At 40.4% G+C, this 22,045-nt stretch carries 17 protein-coding genes; 8 read left to right on the forward strand and 9 right to left on the reverse strand.

Translation table 11 applies throughout. The annotated features are described in order from the left end of the window. Positions 1-9 precede the first annotated feature (9 nt). The 3 genes from FAZ19_RS16805 to FAZ19_RS16815 are packed head-to-tail and all read left to right on the forward strand — an operon-like array spanning position 10 to position 5,595. Complete coding sequence (locus FAZ19_RS16805) at positions 10-3,534, forward strand: nitrate reductase (protein ID WP_136821909.1); 3,525 nt, start codon at positions 10-12, stop codon at positions 3,532-3,534. 1 nt (position 3,535) lies between these two features. Further along, positions 3,536-5,017: a rubredoxin gene (locus tag FAZ19_RS16810; RefSeq protein ID WP_136821910.1), complete on the forward strand. Its 1,482-nt coding sequence runs from the start codon at positions 3,536-3,538 to the stop codon at positions 5,015-5,017. 8 nt (positions 5,018-5,025) lie between these two features. After that, positions 5,026-5,595, forward strand: coding sequence for a molybdenum cofactor guanylyltransferase (locus FAZ19_RS16815; protein WP_136821911.1), 570 nt, complete (start codon positions 5,026-5,028; stop codon positions 5,593-5,595). 186 nt (positions 5,596-5,781) lie between these two features. Here the strand turns inward: FAZ19_RS16815 and FAZ19_RS16820 are convergent, their stop codons facing one another. Further along, positions 5,782-6,342, reverse strand: a complete 561-nt coding sequence (locus FAZ19_RS16820) for a biliverdin-producing heme oxygenase (RefSeq protein WP_136821912.1) — start codon at positions 6,340-6,342, stop codon at positions 5,782-5,784. Between the two features lie 273 nt (positions 6,343-6,615). Between FAZ19_RS16820 and FAZ19_RS16825 the strand changes: the two genes are divergently transcribed. From FAZ19_RS16825 to FAZ19_RS16835, 3 genes are all read left to right on the forward strand, one after another. Next, positions 6,616-9,090, forward strand: a complete 2,475-nt coding sequence (locus FAZ19_RS16825) for a glutaminase family protein (protein ID WP_136821913.1) — start codon at positions 6,616-6,618, stop codon at positions 9,088-9,090. A 333-nt stretch (positions 9,091-9,423) separates the two neighbouring features. Beyond that, on the forward strand, positions 9,424-10,608 hold the full coding sequence (locus tag FAZ19_RS16830; protein WP_136821914.1) for a hypothetical protein: 1,185 nt from the start codon (positions 9,424-9,426) through the stop codon (positions 10,606-10,608). Between the two features lie 174 nt (positions 10,609-10,782). After that, positions 10,783-11,436 carry a hypothetical protein gene (locus FAZ19_RS16835; RefSeq protein ID WP_136821915.1) on the forward strand — a complete coding sequence of 218 codons (654 nt, stop codon included), beginning with the start codon at positions 10,783-10,785 and terminating at the stop codon, positions 11,434-11,436. 33 nt (positions 11,437-11,469) lie between these two features. Here FAZ19_RS16835 and FAZ19_RS16840 read toward each other — a convergent pair whose 3' ends face one another. Next, on the reverse strand, positions 11,470-12,987 hold the full coding sequence (locus tag FAZ19_RS16840) for a GH3 family domain-containing protein (protein WP_136821916.1): 1,518 nt from the start codon (positions 12,985-12,987) through the stop codon (positions 11,470-11,472). A gap of 114 nt (positions 12,988-13,101) precedes the next feature. Here FAZ19_RS16840 and FAZ19_RS16845 point away from each other — a divergent pair, with 114 nt between their 5' ends. Both FAZ19_RS16845 and FAZ19_RS16850 read left to right on the forward strand, forming a co-directional pair. Continuing rightward, positions 13,102-14,097 carry a DUF6807 domain-containing protein gene (locus FAZ19_RS16845; RefSeq protein WP_136821917.1) on the forward strand — a complete coding sequence of 332 codons (996 nt, stop codon included), beginning with the start codon at positions 13,102-13,104 and terminating at the stop codon, positions 14,095-14,097. Positions 14,098-14,210: 113 nt separating this feature from the next. Then, entirely contained in the window at positions 14,211-14,714 is a 504-nt protein-coding gene (locus FAZ19_RS16850) for a VOC family protein (RefSeq protein WP_136821918.1), read from the forward strand. A gap of 756 nt (positions 14,715-15,470) precedes the next feature. Here the strand turns inward: FAZ19_RS16850 and FAZ19_RS16855 are convergent. The 7 genes from FAZ19_RS16855 to FAZ19_RS16880 form a co-directional block, all read right to left on the reverse strand. Then, a complete protein-coding gene (locus FAZ19_RS16855; protein WP_136821919.1) occupies positions 15,471-15,662 on the reverse strand; it encodes a cold-shock protein in 192 nt (63 codons plus the stop codon). A 334-nt stretch (positions 15,663-15,996) separates the two neighbouring features. Next, positions 15,997-16,155: a hypothetical protein gene (locus FAZ19_RS23935; RefSeq protein WP_169305686.1), complete on the reverse strand. Its 159-nt coding sequence runs from the start codon at positions 16,153-16,155 to the stop codon at positions 15,997-15,999. Between the two features lie 934 nt (positions 16,156-17,089). Continuing rightward, the gene (locus tag FAZ19_RS16860; protein WP_136821920.1) at positions 17,090-18,385 is read right to left on the reverse strand and encodes a S41 family peptidase; all 1,296 of its coding nucleotides are present in this window, start codon (positions 18,383-18,385) and stop codon (positions 17,090-17,092) included. Positions 18,386-18,472: 87 nt separating this feature from the next. Beyond that, positions 18,473-19,483 carry a hypothetical protein gene (locus FAZ19_RS16865; protein WP_136821921.1) on the reverse strand — a complete coding sequence of 337 codons (1,011 nt, stop codon included), beginning with the start codon at positions 19,481-19,483 and terminating at the stop codon, positions 18,473-18,475. A 21-nt stretch (positions 19,484-19,504) separates the two neighbouring features. Further along, positions 19,505-20,329 (reverse strand): hypothetical protein, encoded by an 825-nt coding sequence (locus FAZ19_RS16870; protein ID WP_136821922.1) that lies wholly within the window; start codon positions 20,327-20,329, stop codon positions 19,505-19,507. A gap of 85 nt (positions 20,330-20,414) precedes the next feature. Then, entirely contained in the window at positions 20,415-21,107 is a 693-nt protein-coding gene (locus tag FAZ19_RS16875) for a hypothetical protein (protein ID WP_136821923.1), read from the reverse strand. A gap of 128 nt (positions 21,108-21,235) precedes the next feature. Continuing rightward, positions 21,236-22,033 carry an HmuY family protein gene (locus FAZ19_RS16880; protein ID WP_169305687.1) on the reverse strand — a complete coding sequence of 266 codons (798 nt, stop codon included), beginning with the start codon at positions 22,031-22,033 and terminating at the stop codon, positions 21,236-21,238. Between the last annotated feature and the right edge of the window lie 12 nt (positions 22,034-22,045).

Genomic DNA, 22,045 nt, shown 5'->3' on the forward strand with positions numbered 1-22,045 from the left:
AGATCTTCCATGAGCAAAGATAAACAAGAGATGTTCACCAGTACGTGCTGCTATTGTGGCGTAGGTTGCGGTGTTCAGATTAAAATCGAAAACAAGGGTGTCATTTCCGTCAGGGGAGATCAGGATCACCCTGTTAATAGAGGGATGCTTTGCAGTAAAGGACTCAATTTGCAATATACGGTGAATGATAAATCCGACCGCCTGCTATACCCACAGATGCGCTATAATAAGAACATGCCTTTGCAGCGAACATCTTGGGATCTGGCGCTGGATCGTACGGTGGCAGTATTCAAAACTTTTATTGAAAAATACGGTCCAGATTCTGTCGCATTTTATGCTTCTGGGCAATGTCTTACAGAAGAATATTATGTAATAAACAAGCTGATGAAAGGGTTTATTGGCAGTAACAATATTGACACCAACTCGCGTTTATGTATGAGTAGTGCGGTCACGGCGTACAAAATGACTTTAGGAGAAGATAGTGTGCCCATATGCTACGATGATATCGAGTTAGCGGACTGCTTTTTGGTAACTGGAGCAAATCCTGCTTGGTGTCATCCTATTTTATGGCGGCGTATTGAAGCTCATAAATCTGCCAATCCGCAAGCCAAAATTATTGTTGTCGATCCGCGTGTTACCGATTCTTGCTCATTAGCCGATTTGCATCTGCAGATTAATCCTGGTACTGATGTCGTGCTCAATTATGCTATAGGAAGGGTTTTAATCGAGACGAATCAAATCGATCGTGATTTTATCCATGACCACACCGAAGGATTCGAAGCCTATAAACAACGCGTGTTTGAAAAATCGGTCTACGAAGCTGCCATTATATGTGGTGTGGAAGAAGATTCTATACGGCTGGCTGCTGAATATATAGGTGGAGCAAAGGGCTTTCTAAGTATGTGGACGATGGGACTCAATCAAAGCGCTATAGGTGTGAATAAAAATTTGAGCCTTATTAACCTTAATCTTATTACCGGAAAAATCGGGAAACCAGGTTGCGGACCGTTTTCGCTAACGGGACAGCCCAATGCAATGGGAGGTCGGGAAGTTGGAGGCTTAGCCAATTTGCTACCAGCTCATCGAGATTTATCGAATGATACACATCGAAAAGAAGTTCAAAAATTTTGGGGAGGCACTACGATTTCAGGTAAAACTGGGCTTACTGCAACGGAAATGTTTGAAGCACTTCACAATGGACAGTTGAAGGCTATATGGATTTTGTGCACAAATCCAATGACAAGTTTGCCAAATGCGCGATTTGCGGAGGAGGCTTTAAAAAAAGCAAAATTTGTGATTGTCCAGGAAATCACGAACAAGGCACAAACGTTGCCTTATGCGGATGTTATTTTACCGGCGGCGGCCTGGGCCGAAAAAGAAGGGACGATGACGAATTCAGAACGTCGGGTAAGTCATCTTCATAAAATCCTCGATCCTCCCGGGGAAGCACTCCCAGATGCGGAAATTATTTGTCGCTTTGCTAAAAAAATGGGCTATAAAGGTTTCGATTATACGAATCCAGCAGATATTTATAAAGAACATACCAAACTTACAGCGAAAACGAATATTTCTGTTGACGGTTTAGATTATGAACTTATAGACAGTTGCAAAACTGTTCAGTGGCCTTTTCAAAAACGAAAGGGGATCGGTACAGTTCGATTGTTCACAGATCATCTATTCCATACCAAAAGTCAAAAGGCAAATATACATAGTCCCGTTGACGTGCTGACGAGCGAGCTTCCGGATTCGCAATTTCCATTTATACTTACAACGGGAAGAATCAGAGATCACTGGCATACGATGTCTAAAACAGGCAAAGTCAGTAAACTTAAGCAGCATATTAAAGAAGCGTTTTTGGAAATTAATCTTGCTGATGCCGACCGATTGCATATAAAAGATGATCAGATCGTATGTGTACAATCCAGACGAGGAAAAGTACAGGTTAAGGCTAGGGTTACAGATAGCATTAAACCTGGAGTTGTTTTTCTTCCTATGCATTGGGGAAAAGAGTTGGGAAGTGATCTGCATAGAACGAATAATTTGACAAGCTCATTTTTAGATCCCTTGTCTAAAGAACCTGATTTCAAGTATTGTGCTGTTCATATCGCGCCGTTTTCGAAGCCATTTCAAAAGATTGTTGTCGTAGGTGCCGGTGCAGGTGCCTTCGGGTTTGTTAAATCGTATAGAGAACTGAATCAACTGGATGAAATTACGGTTTTTAGCAATGAAGACCAACCGTTTTACAATAGAGTGATGTTACCGCACTACGTGAGTGGAGACCAAGAATGGGAACAGCTTGTAAAAATGAAAGATGAAGAGGAAAATGAGTATAACATCAAACATCTTCGTGGAGTAGGGGTGCAGCATATAGATCGTGAAAATAAATATGTAGTCGATTCCCGCGGGAAAAAGACCCATTATGATCTTCTAATTTTAGCTACTGGTAGTCGTGCTACATTACCTAAGAACGTGCCTGCTTTACCGGGTATCTTCACGATGAGAAGAAGGGATGATGCAGATAACTTAAAAAGATATTTACCGAAGAATGCACATGTCGTTATTGTGGGAGGAGGTTTGTTGGGATTGGAAATGGCGGCTTCAATGCGAGAAATAGGCATCAAAATTACAATTATACAACGGGTATCGCGTTTCCTAAATAGACAGTTGGATATATTGGGTAGCCAAATGCTGCATGAAGAAATGGTGGAGCAGGGCTGCGACATATATTACAATGATGAAGTTCAGCTGTATTACGGGAGAAGCAAACTAACAAAGGTGGAGCTGAAGAGTGGTAGACAGATTAAATGCGATGCCATCATTTTGGCAATTGGCACTACTCCAAATATAGAATTGGCTAGAGAAGCTGGTTTACTTTGCAAACGAGGTGTGGTTGTAAATGAACGTTTGCAAACAAGTGATCCAAATATCTATGCAATAGGTGAGATTGCCGAATTCGAAGGGACGCTTTATGGAATTACGGCTGCAGCGGAACAGCAAGCCGCCGTGGTTGCAAAATTCCATAATGGTGATGTCGGTAGCTACTATGCGGGTAGTCTGTTTATGAATATTATCAAAATTCAGGGGTTTGATCTCTGTAGTATTGGTCTCAGCGAATCCCCTAACGAGGATTATGAGGAAGTCGTCTTTATTGATAAGACCAAGCGTTATTACAAAAAATGCATTATATATCAAGATCGCTTAGTTGGAACAGTGCTTATAGGAGATAAAAATGAATTTTTAGAATTTAAAGATCTTATTGCAAATAAAACAGAACTAAGTGAGAAAAGACTTCACCTGTTACGCAGTGGAAATAAAACAGAGCCTATTATCGGAAAGCTTGTCTGCAGCTGTAGTCAGGTTGGAGTAGGTAACCTGACTGTAAAAATGGACTCGGGCTGTGTAGATTTACAGCAGCTGTGCGAAATTACTGGAGCAGGTATGGGATGCGGATCCTGCCGACCGGAGGTGAAAACCATTCTGACCAACTATCTAACAGCAGCAGTTGTAACAGAGGAGGTGACCATTGAAAACTAGTATGACAACAACTCATCATATAAAAGTAAACCTTAGGGGCGGAATTGTGGCAGTAGGCGACCTTTTGCCCGTTTTGGAGATTTTACAACAGGTAGGTGTGAAAGAGGTGAGATTTGGAACGCGGCAGCAGCTTTATTTCGAGGTAGAAAATGAGGAGCTCGAGCAAATAGAATATGGGTTTTTAAGCACGGATAGTGAATTCGAGATTGATAGCGATGATTATCCTAATATTATTAGTTCGTATGTTACGGACGACCTGTTTACTCAATCTACCTGGCTACGTGAGGGAGTATACCGTGATATCTTGGATTCTTTCAGCTATAAACCGAAGCTGAAGGTTAATGTGGTAGATAATAGTCAGTCACTTGTGCCCTTCTTTACCGGCAATTTAAACTTTATTTCATCAGAAATCAGTAACTATTGGTATTTGTATATTCGTTTTCCGAAAACCAATACCCTGTATTGCTGGTCATCTTTAATTTATTCCTTTGATATTTCTCTAGTCTCTCAACACATAGAAGAGGTCATCTGGAAAGAGTCAGATCTATTTGTGGGTCGTGAAGAAATTGACGGTGTTATATTAGAGGAAAAAGTAAAAGATAAAGGGAATTATTTTTCGCAAGAATTAACTACTCCTTTGTTTCTTCCTGAATTTCAATTACCTTATTACGAAGGGTTTAATAAATATAATGATAAGTTTTGGCTGGGTATCTACAGACGGAGCGAGCTTTTCTCTGTAGATTTTTTATTGGATATTTGTTCTGTATGTAGCAAAACTCGAATAGCACAGATTTATACGACTCCTTGGAAATCAATAATAATAAAAGGAATCCAATTTTTAGATAGAAAGTTGTGGAATGGCGTACTCAATAAGAATCGAATTAACGTGCGACATGCTTCAAATGAGCTGAACTGGCAAACCGAAGACCTGTGTAGCTATGGATTGGCACTTAAGCACGAACTGATTTTCCATTTTGATCGAATGGATTTAAGAACATTCAAATTGTGTTTTGCAATAAAAACAAATCCAAAAAGTAGTCTTTTTGGTTCGATTATAATAAAGAGATTGTTTCTTGATGCTGAGGGTGAATGGTTTGATGTCCTGCATACCGTAGATTTTAATCCTTATTCCAAGAACCTGATTCCCTATGCTCAACGTGTTTCAAGGTCGGAACTCAGTGATATATTGACGCGATTATGTAATTATCATTACGAATTGCAAGAAAGGCAATCAGATATCTCAACGTCAGATCATTCCGATTACGCCGTGGAAAATGATACGTCGTACGAATTGGTGGTGATTCATCAATGTATTGAATGTTTAAGTTTATACGATCCAGAATGGGGTGATGAAGTCGCAAATATAGAACCGGGGGTAGCTTTTTCTATGTTGGAAGAGACGTATCGTTGTCCTATCTGTGCAGCTGGTAAAGAACGGTTCGTTGCTGTAAATAAGAGGAACCTAGAAATAATAAAATCATAAAGAGCAAGATGGTAGGACTTGTTTTATGCGGCGGAGAAAGTAAACGAATGGGAACAGATAAAGGTATGTTGCGGTCAGGAAACCTTACGTGGGCACAAGTAGCACAGAAGACATTGAAGGATCTAGATTTACCCGTATTTATATCCGTGAATGAAATACAGGTTCCATCGTATCAACGCCAGTTTTCACGCCAGCACTTAATTGTAGACCATGTCCCCGTAAAAGGTCCATTAGCAGGGCTATTGAGTTTTCATTATAGCTATCCAGAAACAGATGTACTGGTTTTGCCCTGTGATATGGTTAATATGGATACAAATACGTTGTATAGCCTTATTAAAAGTTATGATAGAAATAGAAAAATGGAAGGTCACTTTTTTTTAGAAAATAATTTTATAGAACCTTTGTGCGCTGTTTATTCTTGCAAGATGTTGGCAATGATTGCCGAACAAATAGTATCCGGTCAGCTTACGCATTTTGCTCTACACAAAATCATTTCACGTTTTCATATTTCCGTTGTTCCGATCCCTGATCGATCCAAATTTGCAAATTATAATAGTATTGATTCTATTTGTAATTAATACGCCAGCGGGAAATAATATCCTCTTTTCAATTCGAAAGCCTAAGATAAATTACTATCCTAGGCCTTCTACTTCATGAGGTATTCAATATACCCTATATTTTTGCAGTTGCTAATGTTGCTATCTATATTTAAAACGTTTAAGGTTTCAAATTGTTTCAAAAAGGAGAAAAAATTGTATGAAAGACTACGCTACGGAAGCTGAACTGAAGACATCTCCAAATTTAGAAAATGTTTCATTAGCCACTTCTATTGCTCTTGCATGACTAGAGGTATCTTCTCCATAAATATTGAGTACCGCTGTAAATGCGCCCCACATCTTGCCGGTATCTGTGCCGTATCCCGAGAAGAAAGACGTTCCTTCCGTAATACCGTATTTGTTCAACATTTGTACAATATATGGTCCGCCCATGATAGAACCTTCTAATACATACAAAGCCGATAGCGCCTCTAGGGTAGATTTTATAACAGGGACGTCAGCCTTAGGGAGATTGTCTACACTTCCACCCAGTTCTTCAATATCTTGTTTAATGTGGCTCGAATTCCTACGATCAGCATAATCTGGCAACACCTCGATAGTCATATAAGGTGCTATGCTTTTTTCCACCGCGTTGAAATATGCATAGAAATTTTTTAATACTTCTGCATAATCCGCATTGGAACGGATAGCTTTCAATTGACGTACAACTGTACCTTCTAACTTTTGGTGTGCAGCACCTGTGCTTTCTTTGATATTTTGACTTAACATAATGTACTCTATTTTATTTATAACGATTCTATACAAAGATTGTTATTTAACGGATAATTTGTATGCTTCTTTTCGCTTAATCATCTATGAAATCCGCTATTTCTTGATCTACCGTTTACAACTTTATAGGTGTCGATCGGTGTAAGGACCTCTATTGTGTTTAAAGCGGGAAATATAACGTTTCTTTGTTTTTTTAAAGAAAATAAACTATGTTGCAGGGAATTTGTACTTCGGTCGTGTAAAGATTTTTATTCCAAAATAAACAATTCAATTATGAACAAAATCAGTTTTATGAAAAATGTCGTGTTTTTCTTCTTAGTAGGGGTTTCCTTACAGTTGAATGGACAGAACAGGAGGGCTCCGTCGTATCCCTTGATCACCCACAATCCCAATTTTAGCATTTGGTCTAATACCGATCAGCTTACGGAGTCGGTTACAGCACACTGGACCGGAACTAATCATTCGCTCTTGGGTATGATCGATGTGGATGGAAAAATATACCGTTTTTTAGGAAAAGAAATGCCTAATTACAAAACCATATTGCCCGCCTCCGATGAAGGTTCCTACGAAGTGCATTATACTAAAGTACAACCTCAAGGTGATTGGAAAGCAACAAACTATGACGCATCTACCTGGCAATTAGGTAATGCACCTATAGGTGATTTGGTTCAAAAAGCTAAAACGATTTTGCAATCGAATGAGATCTGGGTACGACGTACTTTTGAGGTTTTAGATCCCGAAGGTATAGACGATCTGTTTTTGAAATTGAACCATGATGATAATATAGATATCTATCTTAATGGAAAAAAGATCTATAACAAAGTAGGTTGGACAAACACGTTTGAATACATTCCGTTAGGAGAGGGAGAAAAAAAATTATTAAAATCTGGAAAAAATGTAATTGCAATTCATCTGCGAAATACCGCCGGCGGACGCTTTCTCGACTTTGGATTGGTCGATCGGGAAATAGACCGATCAGCAACGACACTGGTAGCGAAGCAGACAAACGTAGAAATAGGTGCAACACAGACCATATATCATTTTACCTGCGGAGCAATCGACCTCAAGTTGACTTTCACTTCGCCACTATTGATGGACAATCTAGAGCAATTAGCTCGTCCAGTCTCTTATATTTCATATCAAGTTAATGCAAACGACGGCAAAAACCATCCAGTCAAGGTTTATCTTAGTGCTGCCTCAGATATTGCCGTTTATGAACCTTCACAGCAAGTGATGGCACAGCAATATAATGCGGATCAGCTTTCTATTTTAAAAACCGGCACAATCGAACAGCCTATACTTCAAAAAGCAGCAGACGATATGCGTATAGATTGGGGTTATTTCTATGTTGCTGTACCGAAGAAGAGTCAATCGGTCCAGTTTATTACTCCACAAAAGGACGCTGGGGATGCCTTTAGAAATGGTGTTACAGCATCTACAGCACAGCGGGGTAGGCAGCTCGCATTGAATACTGTTATTCCCTTTGGTAACGTAGGCAAGCATCCGGTAACGCAGTATGTCGCACTTGGTTATGACGAGCTGTATTCCATACAATACTTTGGTAAGAACTTGAGACCATGGTGGAATCTATTTGGTAACGAACCAATTGAAAAGCAATTAACAATAGCCACAAATGAATACCAAAGGATCATAGCGCAGTGCGAAGTCTTTGACAAAACTTTATATGCAGATGCGTTAAAATCGGGAGGGGAAGAGTACGCTCATCTCTGTGTACTGGCCTATCGTCAGAGTATCGCGGCACATACACTCGTCAAAAGTCCGGAAGGTGAGATTTTATGGTTGTCTAAGGAAAATAACAGTGGCGGATTTATTAATACGGTAGATGTGACGTATCCTTCTGCCCCTTTATACCTGATTTATAATTCAAAGCTGTTGGAAGGTATGCTTAATGGAATTTTTTATTTCAGTGAAAGTGGTAGATACGCACATCCATGGGCTGCGCATGATCTCGGCACTTACCCATTAGCTAACGGACAGACCTATGGTGAACCCATGCCAGTTGAAGAATCGGGTAATATGATTATTCTCACCACAGCTATAGCAAAAGCCCAAGGCAATGCTGCATATGCGAAGAAACATTGGGAAATACTTACCACTTGGGCCAATTATCTAGTCAAGGAAGGTCTTGATCCAAAGAATCAATTGTGTACAGATGACTTTGCGGGGCATCTTGCTAGGAATGCTAATTTATCTGTCAAGGCAATTGTAGGTATAACTTGCTATGCTGAGCTAGCCAATATGCTAGGTTATATCGATATTGCAAAGAAATACAGGGCTATTGCAGATGGAATGGTTCCAGAGTGGATGGAAATGGCAGATGCAGGAGATCATTATGCGTTGACATTTGATAATAAAAGCACCTGGAGTCAAAAATATAATCTGGTATGGGATAAAGTTTTAGATCTACAACTTTTTCCTCAAAAAGTGTATGATACTGAAATCGCATATTATCTCAGCAGACAGAATAAGTACGGATTGCCGCTGGACAGCCGAAAAGACTATACTAAAAATGATTGGATTTTATGGACGGCAACTTTTGCGAATAATGAGAAGGACTTTAGGTCACTCATTGATCCTGTTTACGTACACGCCATAGAAACATCATCTAGAGTACCATTAACTGATTTTTATAACTCAAAGACTGGAATACGGGAAAACTTTAAAGCCCGGAGCGTGGTCGGAGGTTTTTATATGAAGATGTTTTCAGATCGGTTAAATAATAAATAGCCTTCCAAGGAGTCCAAAATCATGTCTTTTTGGACTCCTTGTCATTCAATATCCAGTTTTTAGCTTCTTACTTCATCTTATTAATACCTAAGTTAATATCTTCTGGTGTATTTCTGGTAACTGTCGCTACACATGGCGTACTTCACTTGGAATAAAAAGGATCAAAATAGACATTTTCCCGTCCGTACGAAGAATACTCTCTCATTCAAAGTTACTTTTCAATCATTCTAACTCCTTTTTTACTCATTGTAAAAAAATATCAGCTTATTAAACGCGAAGTTTAATTTATGAAATAACATAAAGTGTTGATTATTAATAATAAATATGATAGTTATGAAAGTATTCATGCGTTGCTTACGGATTCTTATGCTCGTATCTGGTTTTTCAATAGTTACCAATTGTACGAAAGAAGGTGTGGTCGGTCCTCAAGGAGAAGAGGGTGTTGATGGATCAACAATTTACAGTGGAGTAACAGCTCCTGCGGACGATTTAGGTTTTATGGGAGACTACTACTACCGCATCACAACGAGTGATTTTTATGGGCCAAAGTCTATGGAAGGATGGGGAAGTCCTACGAATTTAAAAGGTGCCGTTGGTGCAGATGGAGCACCCGGTGTTCCCGGTCCTAGCGGCCCTACAGGAGCCGACGGCTCAAAGATCTGGAATGGAAATGTTATTCCGGGAGCTTCCACCGGAAAAATTGGTGACTACTATTTCCAAAGCAGTACGGCGAATTTCTATGGCCCCAAAACAAGTAGCGGTTGGGGGACACCTGTAAACCTAAAGGGTGCTGTTGGACCCAAAGGTGAAGATGGTTCTACAATTATTAGCGGTGTAGCGATCCCGGATTTATCCATAGGACAAGCTGGAGACTATTATTTTCGAGCGCTAACGGGAGATTTTTATGGACCAAAGACTGGTACAAGCTGGGGTACTCCTACGAGTTTAAGAGGTGCGACAGGCGCTACTGGTACCGCAGGTTCTACCATTTTAAGTGGCCTAGTAGTACCGAATACAACGCTGGGAAAGGTGGGTGATTATTACTTTAATAAAAGTAATGCTGATTTTTATGGGCCAAAGACTGGTACAAGCTGGGGAACCCCCATAAACCTAAGAGGTCCTGCTGGTCCTCAAGGCCCTCCTGGCACTGCAAATGTAATGTACAGCAATTGGGAAACTTATCCGGGTGGGAGAGAAGTAATTATTCCAGCACCTATTACGAAGGATATTCTTGATAAAGGCGAGGTTGCAGTATACGTCAAAGAGTTTAAAGGGGAGTATCTTCTTGGTCTGTATAAAATTCCATATATATCGAATCATATAGGTGATTTGGTTGAATTTCGCTTAGAACTAAATCGTATAATAGTATATTCTCGAAGCGGTTCTATTTCGGCTACAGAAGGTACGCAGTATCGATATGTTATTATTCCTGGTAGTATCGAAATCGGCTCATTCCAAGCACGGGTGAATCTTTCCGACTATAAAGAGGTGATATCGGTTTTTAATATTCCTGAATAGGTAATTCATCAAATTTTATATTCAGGAAATTGATTCTATATATTATGGAAAAAACCGGTAAAAGGTAAGGTACAGTAATATATCTTTTAGTCTTCTATCTGTTAGGTTTTATACAATATAGTACAACAATTTTTGCTGCTAACTGTTGTTTCTTAAACTATCATAACAAATTCTATGGGTTTAAACGCGAAAATACATAACATAGCAGAGCTTAAAATCAAGAAACAAATTCCGAAGGTAATAGAAGAACGTGTGCTTATTGCCTTATCTCACTATCCAGAGCTGAAAGATACACATATAAGGTTCATTTTTACACAGCAACTGAAGGCGTCCGTTATGGCAGCAAGACCGGTCATTTTAACACTTTTAGGATCACGTAAGAGGCGTATTTATGATATATTGATCAGTCCCGTATTTAAGCTCAAGCACAGTATTGAACCCATACATCAGGTGGCCGATGAGGTGCTAATCGGATGGATAGGTCATGAGCTGGGACACATTATGGATTATGAACAGCGAAATACAATGAGCATCGCTAAGTTTGGTCTGTTATATTGGTTATCCAAAACATATGTCCGTAAGGCAGAACGCGTAGCAGATACTTTTGCCGTGAACAGGGGTATGAGCTCCTATATCTTAGCTACCAAAGACTTTATTCTTGGACATAGTGAACTATCCCAGCGATACAAAGATAAAATTGCGCGCCTTTACCTTTCACCAGATGATATTGTCGAACTGGTAGCAAAATTGGAGGATAAAACCCAAGATCGTGAAGAAATATTAGATGATGAAGCAAAAATAGCGGATCATATTGCGACAGAAAAATAATAGTTGATTTTTCTCAAAAGTCTCGTCTATTATTTATAAGGAGGCAATGTAATCTTCAAACTCTTTGAATTCCTCTTCTTTCATTACCCGAGGTATTTTGGTCTGTCCTCCCAGTTTTTTATAATGTTCGCTCCAGTTGTGGAAATGCGAGTCAGGTATCAGTTGCACTTCTATTCCATCCAAAGCTTGATGTCGCGCGACTTTATAGTTTTTGTTGGTAGCTTGAAGTTCCGCATCGAGAAATTCAGTAATCCGTGGAGCAGTGTGCATCGTATTGGTGCCTAGGTACCACTTGTTAATGTACTTTTCGCCTCTGCGTATTGAGGCTACGGTAAATTCAGCTATCTGCAGATCAAATTGTTCCTGTACCTTTTGGATTGCATTATTCATTTGGTACACTGATAATTGTTCACCTACCACATTGAGAAAGTGCTTTGTCCGCCCGCTGATAATAATTTCTGCACGCTCCTTATTCGTAATGATTACCGTGTCACCAATCATATAGCGCCAAGCTCCCGCCACCGTTGAGATCAGCAATACATATTGGATACCTTCCTCTGCTTCTTCCAACGTAAGTACTTCAGCATCTTGTTTCACCCGTCCTTCTTCATCCATGTTTGAATCTAGGAAGGGAACGAACTCAAAGAAAATACCGTTATCCACGATAAGTGCCATCGCGGCGGTATCGGGTCTTTTTTGTGTAGCTAAATAACCTTCTGAGGCGAGGTATGTATCAATATACGTCATTGGACGTGCGGACAGTTTTTCAAAGCTTTTTCGGTAGGGGCCAAAAGCCACGCCACCAGTTGTATACACCTGTAAATTTGGCCAGATATCATGTATTGTGTCTACTTTATGATAACGAACGATTTCCTTGAGTAGGAGTTCCGACCAAGACGGTATCCCCGACATGCTACCAACATCCCATTTCCGCGCAGCCTTGGCTATTTTAAGTACGCGCTCGTCCCAATCTTTACTTTTAGCTATTTTTCGCCCCGGTTTGTAGAACTTTCTAAACCACAAGGGGAGGTTGGAGGCAGAAATACCACTAATTTCGCCTTCAAGAAAGCCGTTGTTTTCTGTGAGCTGTGTGCTGCTACCAAGCATCATGATATCTTTTTCAAAAAAGTCGGAAGGCAGATCGAAGTTTTTAAGGCTCAAAACTTGCTGGATACCCGCTTTTTTGATCGCTTCTAGCATATCGTCGGTCACAGGTATTGCTTTACTGCTGCTGGTGGTTCCGCTACTCATTGCAAAGTACTGTTGCCCACCGGGCCAGGTAATGTTTTCGTGCCCCTCATGCAGATAGTGCCACCACTCATTATACAAATTGTCGTAGTCATAGATGGGTACATTCTCTTGAAAAGCTTTTACAGGATTAGTTTCAGCAAGTAGGGCACTGAAATCAAATTTTCTTCCAAAAGCTGTGTACTTAGCCTTTTTCAACATATCGGTCAACACTTCTCGCTGCGCATCTGCCGGTAGCGGGGTGCTGCTGATTATACCATTAACGTTAATTGCTCGTTTTATAATTTCTCCGATGATCGCCATGATTAATTTATATATCTTATAACCTATAACAAACGAAGGACTGCTGAAGTTTTGCGTTAAATATCAAACAGAAAGACTTCCGTATTTATTAACAAATATTTATGTTTGTATGATATGCACTGGCTACTTAACAATTTCATTTTTTGGATAACCATTATCCTATGGTTAGTAACCGATATGTGCCGAGCACAAGTATCCGGGGAGTCAGAAGATTTACAGCTGACGATCGATAGTGTGTTGACAATTCGTAAAGGTACGCGAAACCTGCTAAGCTACCAGTTTAATATAGTATATCCACCTAAGGGGCAAGATAGTAGTTACCAACGTAGCGGGTTTATCCATCCGCTTCGTACACTTCAAGGACATCGACTTACCCGTATGCAGCCAAAGGATCACTACCATCATTACGGCATCTGGAATCCTTGGACCCATACCATCTTTGAAAAGGATACCATCGATTTCTGGAACCTGAAAAAGAAAACAGGGACTGTTCGATTTGTTCGATTTGTCGATCAAGATAAAGGTGAACACTATGTAGGATATACGGCATTACACCATCACATTGCTTTAAAAAAAAATGGTTCAGAAAAAGTAGCTTTAGAAGAATTGCAAACTGTTAAGGTAGAAGTTCCAACTGATGAGAAAGGTTATTATTGGGTCGATGTGACGACTTCCTTCCGTTGTGCTTCAGCGAGTCCGTTGCACTTGCTTACCTATAGGTACGGTGGCTTGGGATGGCGAGCCACAGAATTTTGGGATAAGAGTAATTGCGATGTATTGACGTCTGAAGGGAAGGACAGAAAAGATACAGATGGCAGCAAAGCCAAGTGGTGCTTGGTACAGGGAGACTTACCAAATAATTCTCATGGCGGTATGGCCATTCTTTCCCACCCAGATAATTACAATCATCCTGAGCCTTTACGTATTTGGGATGAAAGTGGTAATAACGGACGAGGAGATTTCTTCCTTAATTTTTCTCCTACGAAGGATCGGGATTGGGTATTAGAACCTGGTCGTACGTATGTTTTAAAATATAGGCTTATTGTATTTGACGGTCATATGGATGCGGATAGTGTGGAAAAAAACTGGAAAATTTTTTCAAGGCGTTGAGAGCCATGTCGATACAGTGATTTTTTTCGACCCTTATGTTACTGGAGACGATTACCCTTTTGTGATGGGGTAATCCACTAAGTTGGTACCAACTATGATTTCATTCTAAAAAAATGACAGAAAAAAAAGATTATACCGTCCCAATGCAAACCCGCATAGGACATGTGCATTTGAAAGTGTCCAATCTTGAACGAGCGCTGGAGTTTTATCGTGGCCTGTTAGGTTTTGAGGTCACTACCCTGTATGGTGATCAAGCCGCTTTTTTATCGGCAGGTGGTTATCATCATCATATCGGGTTGAATACTTGGCATAGCAAGGGGGCTTCTCCTGCACCTTCGGACGGTGTAGGTCTATATCATACAGCTATTGTTTATCCGACGCGAAGAGACTTGGGAGTTGTGTTTGACCGTTTGCGCCGTTTAAATTATCCGCTAACCGGGGTTGCCGATCACGGTGTATCAGAGGCGTTGTACTTGAATGATCCAGATGGAAATGGGGTAGAATTATATTGGGATCGTCCCAAGGAACAATGGCCACACCATCCCGATGGCTCTCTAGAAATGTATACTCGTGCGCTTGATCTAGAAGATTTGTTGAAAGAACTTGATAAGGGTTAGAAAATTGTTCTAGCCTTTTTAAGATACTAACATGACATGTGACAGAAGTATTCATACTTTTTCCTTCGACCCAGAATGCCAATACATATCTAGTAGATAATAACTATCTTCGATATGCTAATGGATTTGTGTAATCCAAAAACTACTAAAATACGAAAAAGAACAGGGTGTTAGAAATCCAATTCGTACACGCCGGTACAGCTTTTTAGTTTGCCCGGAGCAGCTTTTTTGGGACTCCAATACTAGCAGACTAATCTTGTCGCTTTTTCTCAGCCTGTTTTAATTTCTTGTCGGCCCGTTTTTCCTTGAAATTTTTTACTGCAGTCTTTTTTCCGGTATCCTTCTTTGCTCCTTTATCTTTTGACATGATATTATTTTTTAAGATGATGTTTTATGTAAGGTACTGTTTTTTAAATGGGATACAGCAATTATCTTCCTTTTTTACTAAAATCAGTACTCGTTCATGGATCTATAGCCAGTTTTCTAGACTGCTTTTTAGTTCTTTTGAGAAAGCTCTTGAGGTGCTGCTAACAGGCAAAATCAAAGATGTCAGGACCAATTATGTGCTTATAGTATTTAATACGTCATTAATTGATTTAGGCACCAAGCAAAAATTGCTATTAATATGTTTGTTTTGCCATCGTGTAACTTACTGAGTTGTAGAAATGACGCAGAGATACAAAAAAATAGCAGATAACACAAATGCTATCTGCCACTTTTAAATAGGAAGAAGGATTATTCATCCCCCCTCTAAAATTATGCTACGCGTACGTTAACTGCATTAACGCCTTTTTTGCCGTTTTCTACATCGAATGTTACGCTGTCGTTTTCACGTACATCATGAATTAAACCTGATGAATGTACGAAAACATCTTGACCACCATTTGCTGGTGTAATAAAACCGAAACCTTTGGTAACGTTAAAGAATTTTACTGTTCCTTCTTGCATTGTATTATTATTTATTGATAAAAAATTACTATCCTTAGGCTTTCGCCATTACTACGCTAAAGATAACTTTATCACAGTAATAAATCAATTTGCTAGCAAGAGAAAGGATGTTTGTATTGTTTTGTGAGGCTCGAAAATGATCAAGTTCAAAAAGGTACTGCATACATTATATTGACAACAAAAATTAGCAACTGAAAAAGCGAAGACTGATAGAGAAGAATAAACTAAACTTTCTCAGAAAAGCGTCGGCAGAGCCTGATTATAACATCAAAGATATATATAATATATTGAAAATAAAAGAGTTTTAATTTTTTTGTTAAATATTGGAGCACCTCTACTGCTGACAGGCTTTAGCAAAGAAAAAGAAGATAGCAATCCAGACTAAGCCCTTTGCTAAAAAGAAAAAGAACGCACCGATGCCAATTCGCTTTAACCACAGCTTTAGCTTGCTGTTTTTGGGATCTGTAACTTTTATTTCTTCTTGTGGTTCCATATAAATAAAGGTAGGGAATAGTAAGTAGTTGAGCAAGTGTAATTGAGCAAGTGAGTGGTAAATAATTGGAAATAGCTTTTTGTTCCATCTACGTTGTCTTTAGTTTAAACTGCCATTTGGTCAATGGTATAACATACTGATCCGTTTGTGGCTTTATTTCTTCGAATATCGATTTACCCATGTAATGGATATTGAGTAACGGTTCATTCAGACGTAGCTCTTTCGTCAGCTCCCGTTGATAGTTCTTCCTACTTTGCTCTTGCTTCTACACCGTTCAATTTACAAAAGGGTGAAAAATTATCACTGTGATTGAATATCATTAGCCCTGACTGCTATTCCGTCAGCAGCTAATGTAATAGCATTAACCCTTAACGTAATATCAATAAGTACCGACGTAATACAGTTAAACTTTAACGAGGTATACTTGATGGTTCAGGCAATATCATGTATGCCTTCGGATGTATCGTAGAAGCTCGAGGTAGTATCGCTGGGCTTCAAGGATACATCATTAGCGCGTAAGTATATTACATCTGTGTTTAATGATGTATCATGGAGCCTTTCGGTAACATCATGAGCAGTCAAAGCAATATCATTAGCATTTAACGTAATATCATGAGCGACTAAAGCAATACCATCTAAGCTCGACTAAATATCATTTAGCCTCGATGTGATATCGTTAACCTTCAACATAATATCATTAGCTGCCAGGGATGTTTTCTTAACCTCTAATGATGTTTCATTAGCGTTAGATGATGTTCCATCGGCCCTTACTGATGTTTCGTTAGCCTTCGATGTAATATCGGCTGGCGTCGACTAAATATCAAAAACTAGCCATTTTAGGTATATATGTCTGATACGTGGCTATTTTTTACATGTTTGTGGCTCCATGTACGTAAAGGTAAGCAATAACGGGGAGGTGCCTAAGAATATAGGTTTAAAATGGTTTAAGCGTAAAGTACTGTTTAACGAGGGGAACAGCATGTTCTTTAGCTTGCGCACTCCGTTCGCTTTTCCGTTCCGGTCTGCTGCTGGCTTGGAGCGGCAGTTTACTGCTTGATGTTTTACCGCTGATGTCTTCCAGTACAGCGGCGAGTAGGGGTTCCTCCGGATTGCCCAAATTAGGAATGTTATCGCCGCTCACTTCGATATCTACTTGCATACCATCGAAATAATCACTCCAACCATCGGCATTACGAATTAGGAAACTAGCCAAGTATACGGTGTAATTGTCAATCCGGATAGGGAAGAAGCCCACGGGCTTACCGTAAGTCCGCTGTCCGACGAGTTTAACCGAAAGGTGGGGTTTGAGACTGCTGATCAACAGCTCGGCTGCCGAAGCCGTACGATTAGAGACGATAAAATAAAGTTGCGTGATACCTTCGAGTGCGCCTTTTTTGCTAAAATAATGCGTGTTGGCGGTTTCGCTGTAATCGATATCTGCCATGGTGGCTAGCCGGCCATTATAGTCCACGCTTTTACCGTGGACATCTAGGTACGGCTGATATTGCAGAATGTTAGCCTGTTTGTTCTGCATGCGACCATTAAACTGTTCGCTGAACATGACCTTACCTTTTACCGAAGAAGGAGCAATCAGATTGGCAAGATATTCCGCACTCTCCACGTAACCGCCACCGTTGGAACGCAGGTCGACAATAAGATGACTGCTGCCGGCAGCGGCGATCTCGGCAAAAGCCTCGTCGAGTTCGTTTTGTATATTGCTAAGTTGCGGAAACGAACTGATAGCGAGGTAGGAAACTTTCTTGCCGGCTATTTCCAGGTGCTGGCGCATGTTGAGGCCTACTCCTGATTCGGTATTGGCCCTGGCCGAAGAAATACTGCTGCCTGTATAGCGCTCCATGTAGGAGTACTTTGCCCTGGTATCAATATTGGACCACTCGTAAGGTTGTCCATCGGTGCGTAACTTATATTGGCTGATATCGTACAGTTCGAGTTGGTAGGCCGTTAGTTCTGGAGTGATACCACCGTAGCGCTTGCGTGGATTGAAATCGGCATAAGGGGGAAGAGCGTCATTCCAAAGGTAGGCCTGGCGTGCGTACAAAAAAATTGAATCCAGGGTAAGCTCTTGTCGCGTACCTGTAGTAGGGGAGATGATCGCATCGGGTGCAACATTTGGTGTAGAATCTTCTTTGCCACAGCAAGGAAACAGCAAAAATAAAGGTATGCTGAAAATAATGAAAGTTGGATAAAAAGGATACCTGTTACGCAACATAATAATAAGGCTGGTCAAATTATCAAAAACTTCCCTTGAACCAATAAAAACAAGGGAAGTTTGGAAAACGTACTAAGATGGAAGCTATTACTCGACTATTTTGATGTTATGCGGATAATACCCGGTACCGTTTGTCGCCAGATTCGAACCCTGATAGGTGAGTCGGATCTGTAAACCTGGGTCGCTTTCTAAATTAATACCTGTAGGTGCATCTGCCGGAACCTGAAAAGAAACCTCATTATAAGCTTCGTTGGCGCCCATATAGTTTAATGTTAAGAACGATATATAACCCGTGCCAGGATCAATATAGTAAAAACGTGAGCGGTTGATACTGTACTGTTCGCCGTAATGCCGGATTGGAACAGTAAAGGTTTCTCCTCGTTTAACTTCGATCGTTTGTGTGTGATTAAAATAAATATAAGGTACACTTGGTTCTTCGGTGACGGTTATCATTTTTGTACTGCTTTTGACAGGTACGTTGTATTTGTTGACGACCTTTGCATAATAATCTCCGGCTGGAATGCCTGATCCGTCGGGCTGATCGGCAATAAAATTAATTCCACCGACCGAAACCTGTGCGCTATGAATTACCTTAAATTCTTCATTGTTGTCGTTAACTAGGAAAAGGCTGTCCGAACCATCTCCTGCAGTATTAAACAGATTAATAGTATATTTTGCTCCTACTTGTACATTAATGGCAGTTTCGTCGACGAAAGAAGGCAATAGGGCCCCGTTTATTAATTTAATGGTATAGGTCTTGGCTGTACCATTCTGGGCGGTTACGGTATAGGTCGTTCCGTCTTCTAGTGGTATGCTTGCGCCAGAAGCTGGAGAGACCGTCGCATTCCTGGATACGGTTATTTCCGGATTGACGGTTTCTGGAATAGGCCACTCGGTACTGCCAGGCCATACAATATGAATGGTTGAACCATCGATAATCCCCGCAATAGTGTCTTGCCCGTTATAATAACCTATTTTAAAAGAAGTAATCTCAGTGTAAGGTGTGGGAGCGGTCTCGTATTCTTTGCTACAGGAACCCAATACGCCTGTTCCGATTAATAAAAACAGATAAGCTACAGGATATAAATATTTTTTCATTGTCATGATCGTTAAAGCGGATTAATTATTGTAGAAAATGCGGATTGGATTTTTCAGCGTGGTCTCGCGACTGTAATACCGAAGTTTAATGTGGTACAAACCTTCTGGTGGGGTATTTGTATAAATCTGATCTCGTCCACTTCCCACTACGCGTCCTTCGATATTATTTAAATTCAGGAGCATATAAGCAGACGAAATGATGGGAGGTACGCCTGATTGTGCCAGCTTAAACTTATACACTGTCCCATCCTGGCTGATCAGACTTGCCTGAGCCAGCTCCAGGTCGAATTCAAAGTTAGTCGAATATGGGTAGGTACTTAAGGTGTTATATATGTATATGTAGTTTGTGTTCAGCCAATTAGTTTGATCATAGCTTACTGGATTAGTGGGGTCTGTGGTCACCTCATTCATTAGCAATGGGGGTTGATTGGTTTTAATCAGCAATCGGTAGGTCGCTGTACTGCCATCTGTGGCGGTAACAGGATAGCTGATTTCTCGTGTAGAACCTTCGGCAAAGTAGGTGAGTACATTCGTGATCAAGGTATCGGATCCTTCTTTTAATGTGCTACCTTCGGCTACGGTAATTTCAGGTTCTAATGTATTGAGATACTGGCCTGCGGGTATAGTAAGCGTAATAGTCTTGTCATTTTCATTGATGGCGCCTACGATTTCCGCTGCCGTATTCACAATCTTAAAACTGCTGATGCGTGCCATGGGTTCTTCCTCGTAAGGTGTAATTTCTGTTTTGGTGCATGCACTAATAAGTCCCATGCTTATCAAGGCGACAGATAGTATCGCTTTGTATCCGAATTTTAATCTAGGTGTTTGTAAAGTTGTATTCATCATATTTTTTAAATAAACCGGTGTCAATAGATCTTGACACCGGAATTTTACTATAGTATACCAAATAAACTATTGCGTTGTTCCTGACCTACAGTTCGGCGTAGTCAAAACTCATAAAAGGAAAGTTGGTGGCTGCAAACCCTGAATTTGGTATCTCATCTTTATAGACACTATTTAGACGGATTTTCCAATCACTGCCCGTACTTTTATTTACTAGAATGTAGGTGCGTGGTTGATAGCTTGACATAATGTGGACACTGATGTCGTAGATATACCATCCGGCACTACTTGGATTTCCAGTTCCGCTTGTACTGTTAGCTCCCGCCGTACCTGAGGAAATGAGTGTTCCTCCTGTGGAGCTTACACTTCCAAATGCGGTATTTACGTAGTACAAATCATACTTTGCGGTGTTTACGGTAAAACTGGCATTTGCTGTTCCGCTAAATAGGAAATCATAATTTCCGGAAGTACCTCCATCGTTATTGCCTAGGTCGTAATAATATGTACCAGCGGGGTTCGCCCATTGGGTCGTATCTACCAAATCGGGAACTGTTCCCTGATGGAAATTTCGGGCACCGTATACACCGGATGAAATTGTGGTAAGATACCCTTTGGTATTTGCGGCCGTAAAGTTGGCTGTGCCGCCTATGGCTGGAGGTGTAACTGCTAAGCTATTTGCCTGTAAATCAGGTGCGACATCGTTGTCTTTATTACATGATGCTGTTAAGCCGATAACAGCAAGTCCAAATGCAATTGTTAGTAATCTAAATGATTTTTTCATTTTTTTTCTGTAATTTTGCCGCTTCAAGAGGGGCCGGTTAATGAATAAAATTGTTAATTAGTCTTCATGTACCGGATGTACCTGCAACGTATATCCGGTTTTTTATTTGGTATATATAGCGTTTACTTTTATTTAATCTCAAACTTGGTACTTCCCGCCGGTGCAAGTATATATTCAAAGGTGAAATAGACTTTGGGCGACGATCTGGTCCATTCTGATCGCTCAAACTGATCCTTATAAAGTGATATTAACTTGATCTTAGCGTAATTTCCTTTTGCCGTGCGGACGATGACGGTACGCGGAGGAACGACTGTGCCATTCTTTAGTGTTAAAGGACGATCAAGTGCGTAAGCCACATGTTGATTTGCGTAAGCACCGTCACGCACGATTATACCAGCGAAATCATAGAGGTACCAGCCTATTCCTTCACCAAATTCTCCGTAATTATCGGTGCCGATGAGGTTGCCGCCGGTCTTAAACTCACTGTCGACAGGTATATCCGTAACTTCGTCAAAGGGTTTTTCTATAATTGCAATACCTCCTTTGGCTGTATTTCCGTATCCAGAGTTGGTAGAGTTGCTGCCGTTGTTGCCAGATACAAAGCTATTTAACAAACCGCCAAAAGCCAGGTCCCAACGGTTGGTTTGTTGATATTTTGCTTCCATGGGCTTATTGTTTTCTAAACTATAGTATATAGCTGCTGCTGCAGACTCGAAATTGTTGTCCTGCGTTCCTTGAAAGTTCTCTACCCGAATAAGTTTATAGAAATTGGACTCATCGGAAGGTGTTGTATCATCTGGTATCTCTTCTTCGTCCTGTCCGGGGTCATTTCCCTTGTCACAGGCTACAAATCCGATAACTAAAAATGCAAGGAAGACATAAGTTATGCTGAGAGCTGCCTTTGCGATGTATTTATTAATATCCATAATTTCTTTATT

Origin of the sequence: Sphingobacterium alkalisoli (genome assembly GCF_005049105.1) — a bacterium.
Taxonomy (GTDB): domain Bacteria; phylum Bacteroidota; class Bacteroidia; order Sphingobacteriales; family Sphingobacteriaceae; genus Sphingobacterium; species Sphingobacterium alkalisoli.

Coding starts and splice junctions, on each gene's coding strand:
- FAZ19_RS16805 (WP_136821909.1), top strand. CDS start 10: ATGAGCAAAGATAAACAAGAGATGTTCACCAGTACGTGCTGCTATTGT.
- FAZ19_RS16810 (WP_136821910.1), top strand. CDS start 3,536: ATGACAACAACTCATCATATAAAAGTAAACCTTAGGGGCGGAATTGTG.
- FAZ19_RS16815 (WP_136821911.1), top strand. CDS start 5,026: ATGGTAGGACTTGTTTTATGCGGCGGAGAAAGTAAACGAATGGGAACA.
- FAZ19_RS16820 (WP_136821912.1), bottom strand. CDS start 6,342: ATGTTAAGTCAAAATATCAAAGAAAGCACAGGTGCTGCACACCAAAAG.
- FAZ19_RS16825 (WP_136821913.1), top strand. CDS start 6,616: ATGAACAAAATCAGTTTTATGAAAAATGTCGTGTTTTTCTTCTTAGTA.
- FAZ19_RS16830 (WP_136821914.1), top strand. CDS start 9,424: ATGAAAGTATTCATGCGTTGCTTACGGATTCTTATGCTCGTATCTGGT.
- FAZ19_RS16835 (WP_136821915.1), top strand. CDS start 10,783: ATGGGTTTAAACGCGAAAATACATAACATAGCAGAGCTTAAAATCAAG.
- FAZ19_RS16840 (WP_136821916.1), bottom strand. CDS start 12,987: ATGGCGATCATCGGAGAAATTATAAAACGAGCAATTAACGTTAATGGT.
- FAZ19_RS16845 (WP_136821917.1), top strand. CDS start 13,102: ATGCACTGGCTACTTAACAATTTCATTTTTTGGATAACCATTATCCTA.
- FAZ19_RS16850 (WP_136821918.1), top strand. CDS start 14,211: ATGACAGAAAAAAAAGATTATACCGTCCCAATGCAAACCCGCATAGGA.
- FAZ19_RS16855 (WP_136821919.1), bottom strand. CDS start 15,662: ATGCAAGAAGGAACAGTAAAATTCTTTAACGTTACCAAAGGTTTCGGT.
- FAZ19_RS23935 (WP_169305686.1), bottom strand. CDS start 16,155: ATGGAACCACAAGAAGAAATAAAAGTTACAGATCCCAAAAACAGCAAG.
- FAZ19_RS16860 (WP_136821920.1), bottom strand. CDS start 18,385: ATGTTGCGTAACAGGTATCCTTTTTATCCAACTTTCATTATTTTCAGC.
- FAZ19_RS16865 (WP_136821921.1), bottom strand. CDS start 19,483: ATGAAAAAATATTTATATCCTGTAGCTTATCTGTTTTTATTAATCGGA.
- FAZ19_RS16870 (WP_136821922.1), bottom strand. CDS start 20,329: ATGATGAATACAACTTTACAAACACCTAGATTAAAATTCGGATACAAA.
- FAZ19_RS16875 (WP_136821923.1), bottom strand. CDS start 21,107: ATGAAAAAATCATTTAGATTACTAACAATTGCATTTGGACTTGCTGTT.
- FAZ19_RS16880 (WP_169305687.1), bottom strand. CDS start 22,033: ATGGATATTAATAAATACATCGCAAAGGCAGCTCTCAGCATAACTTAT.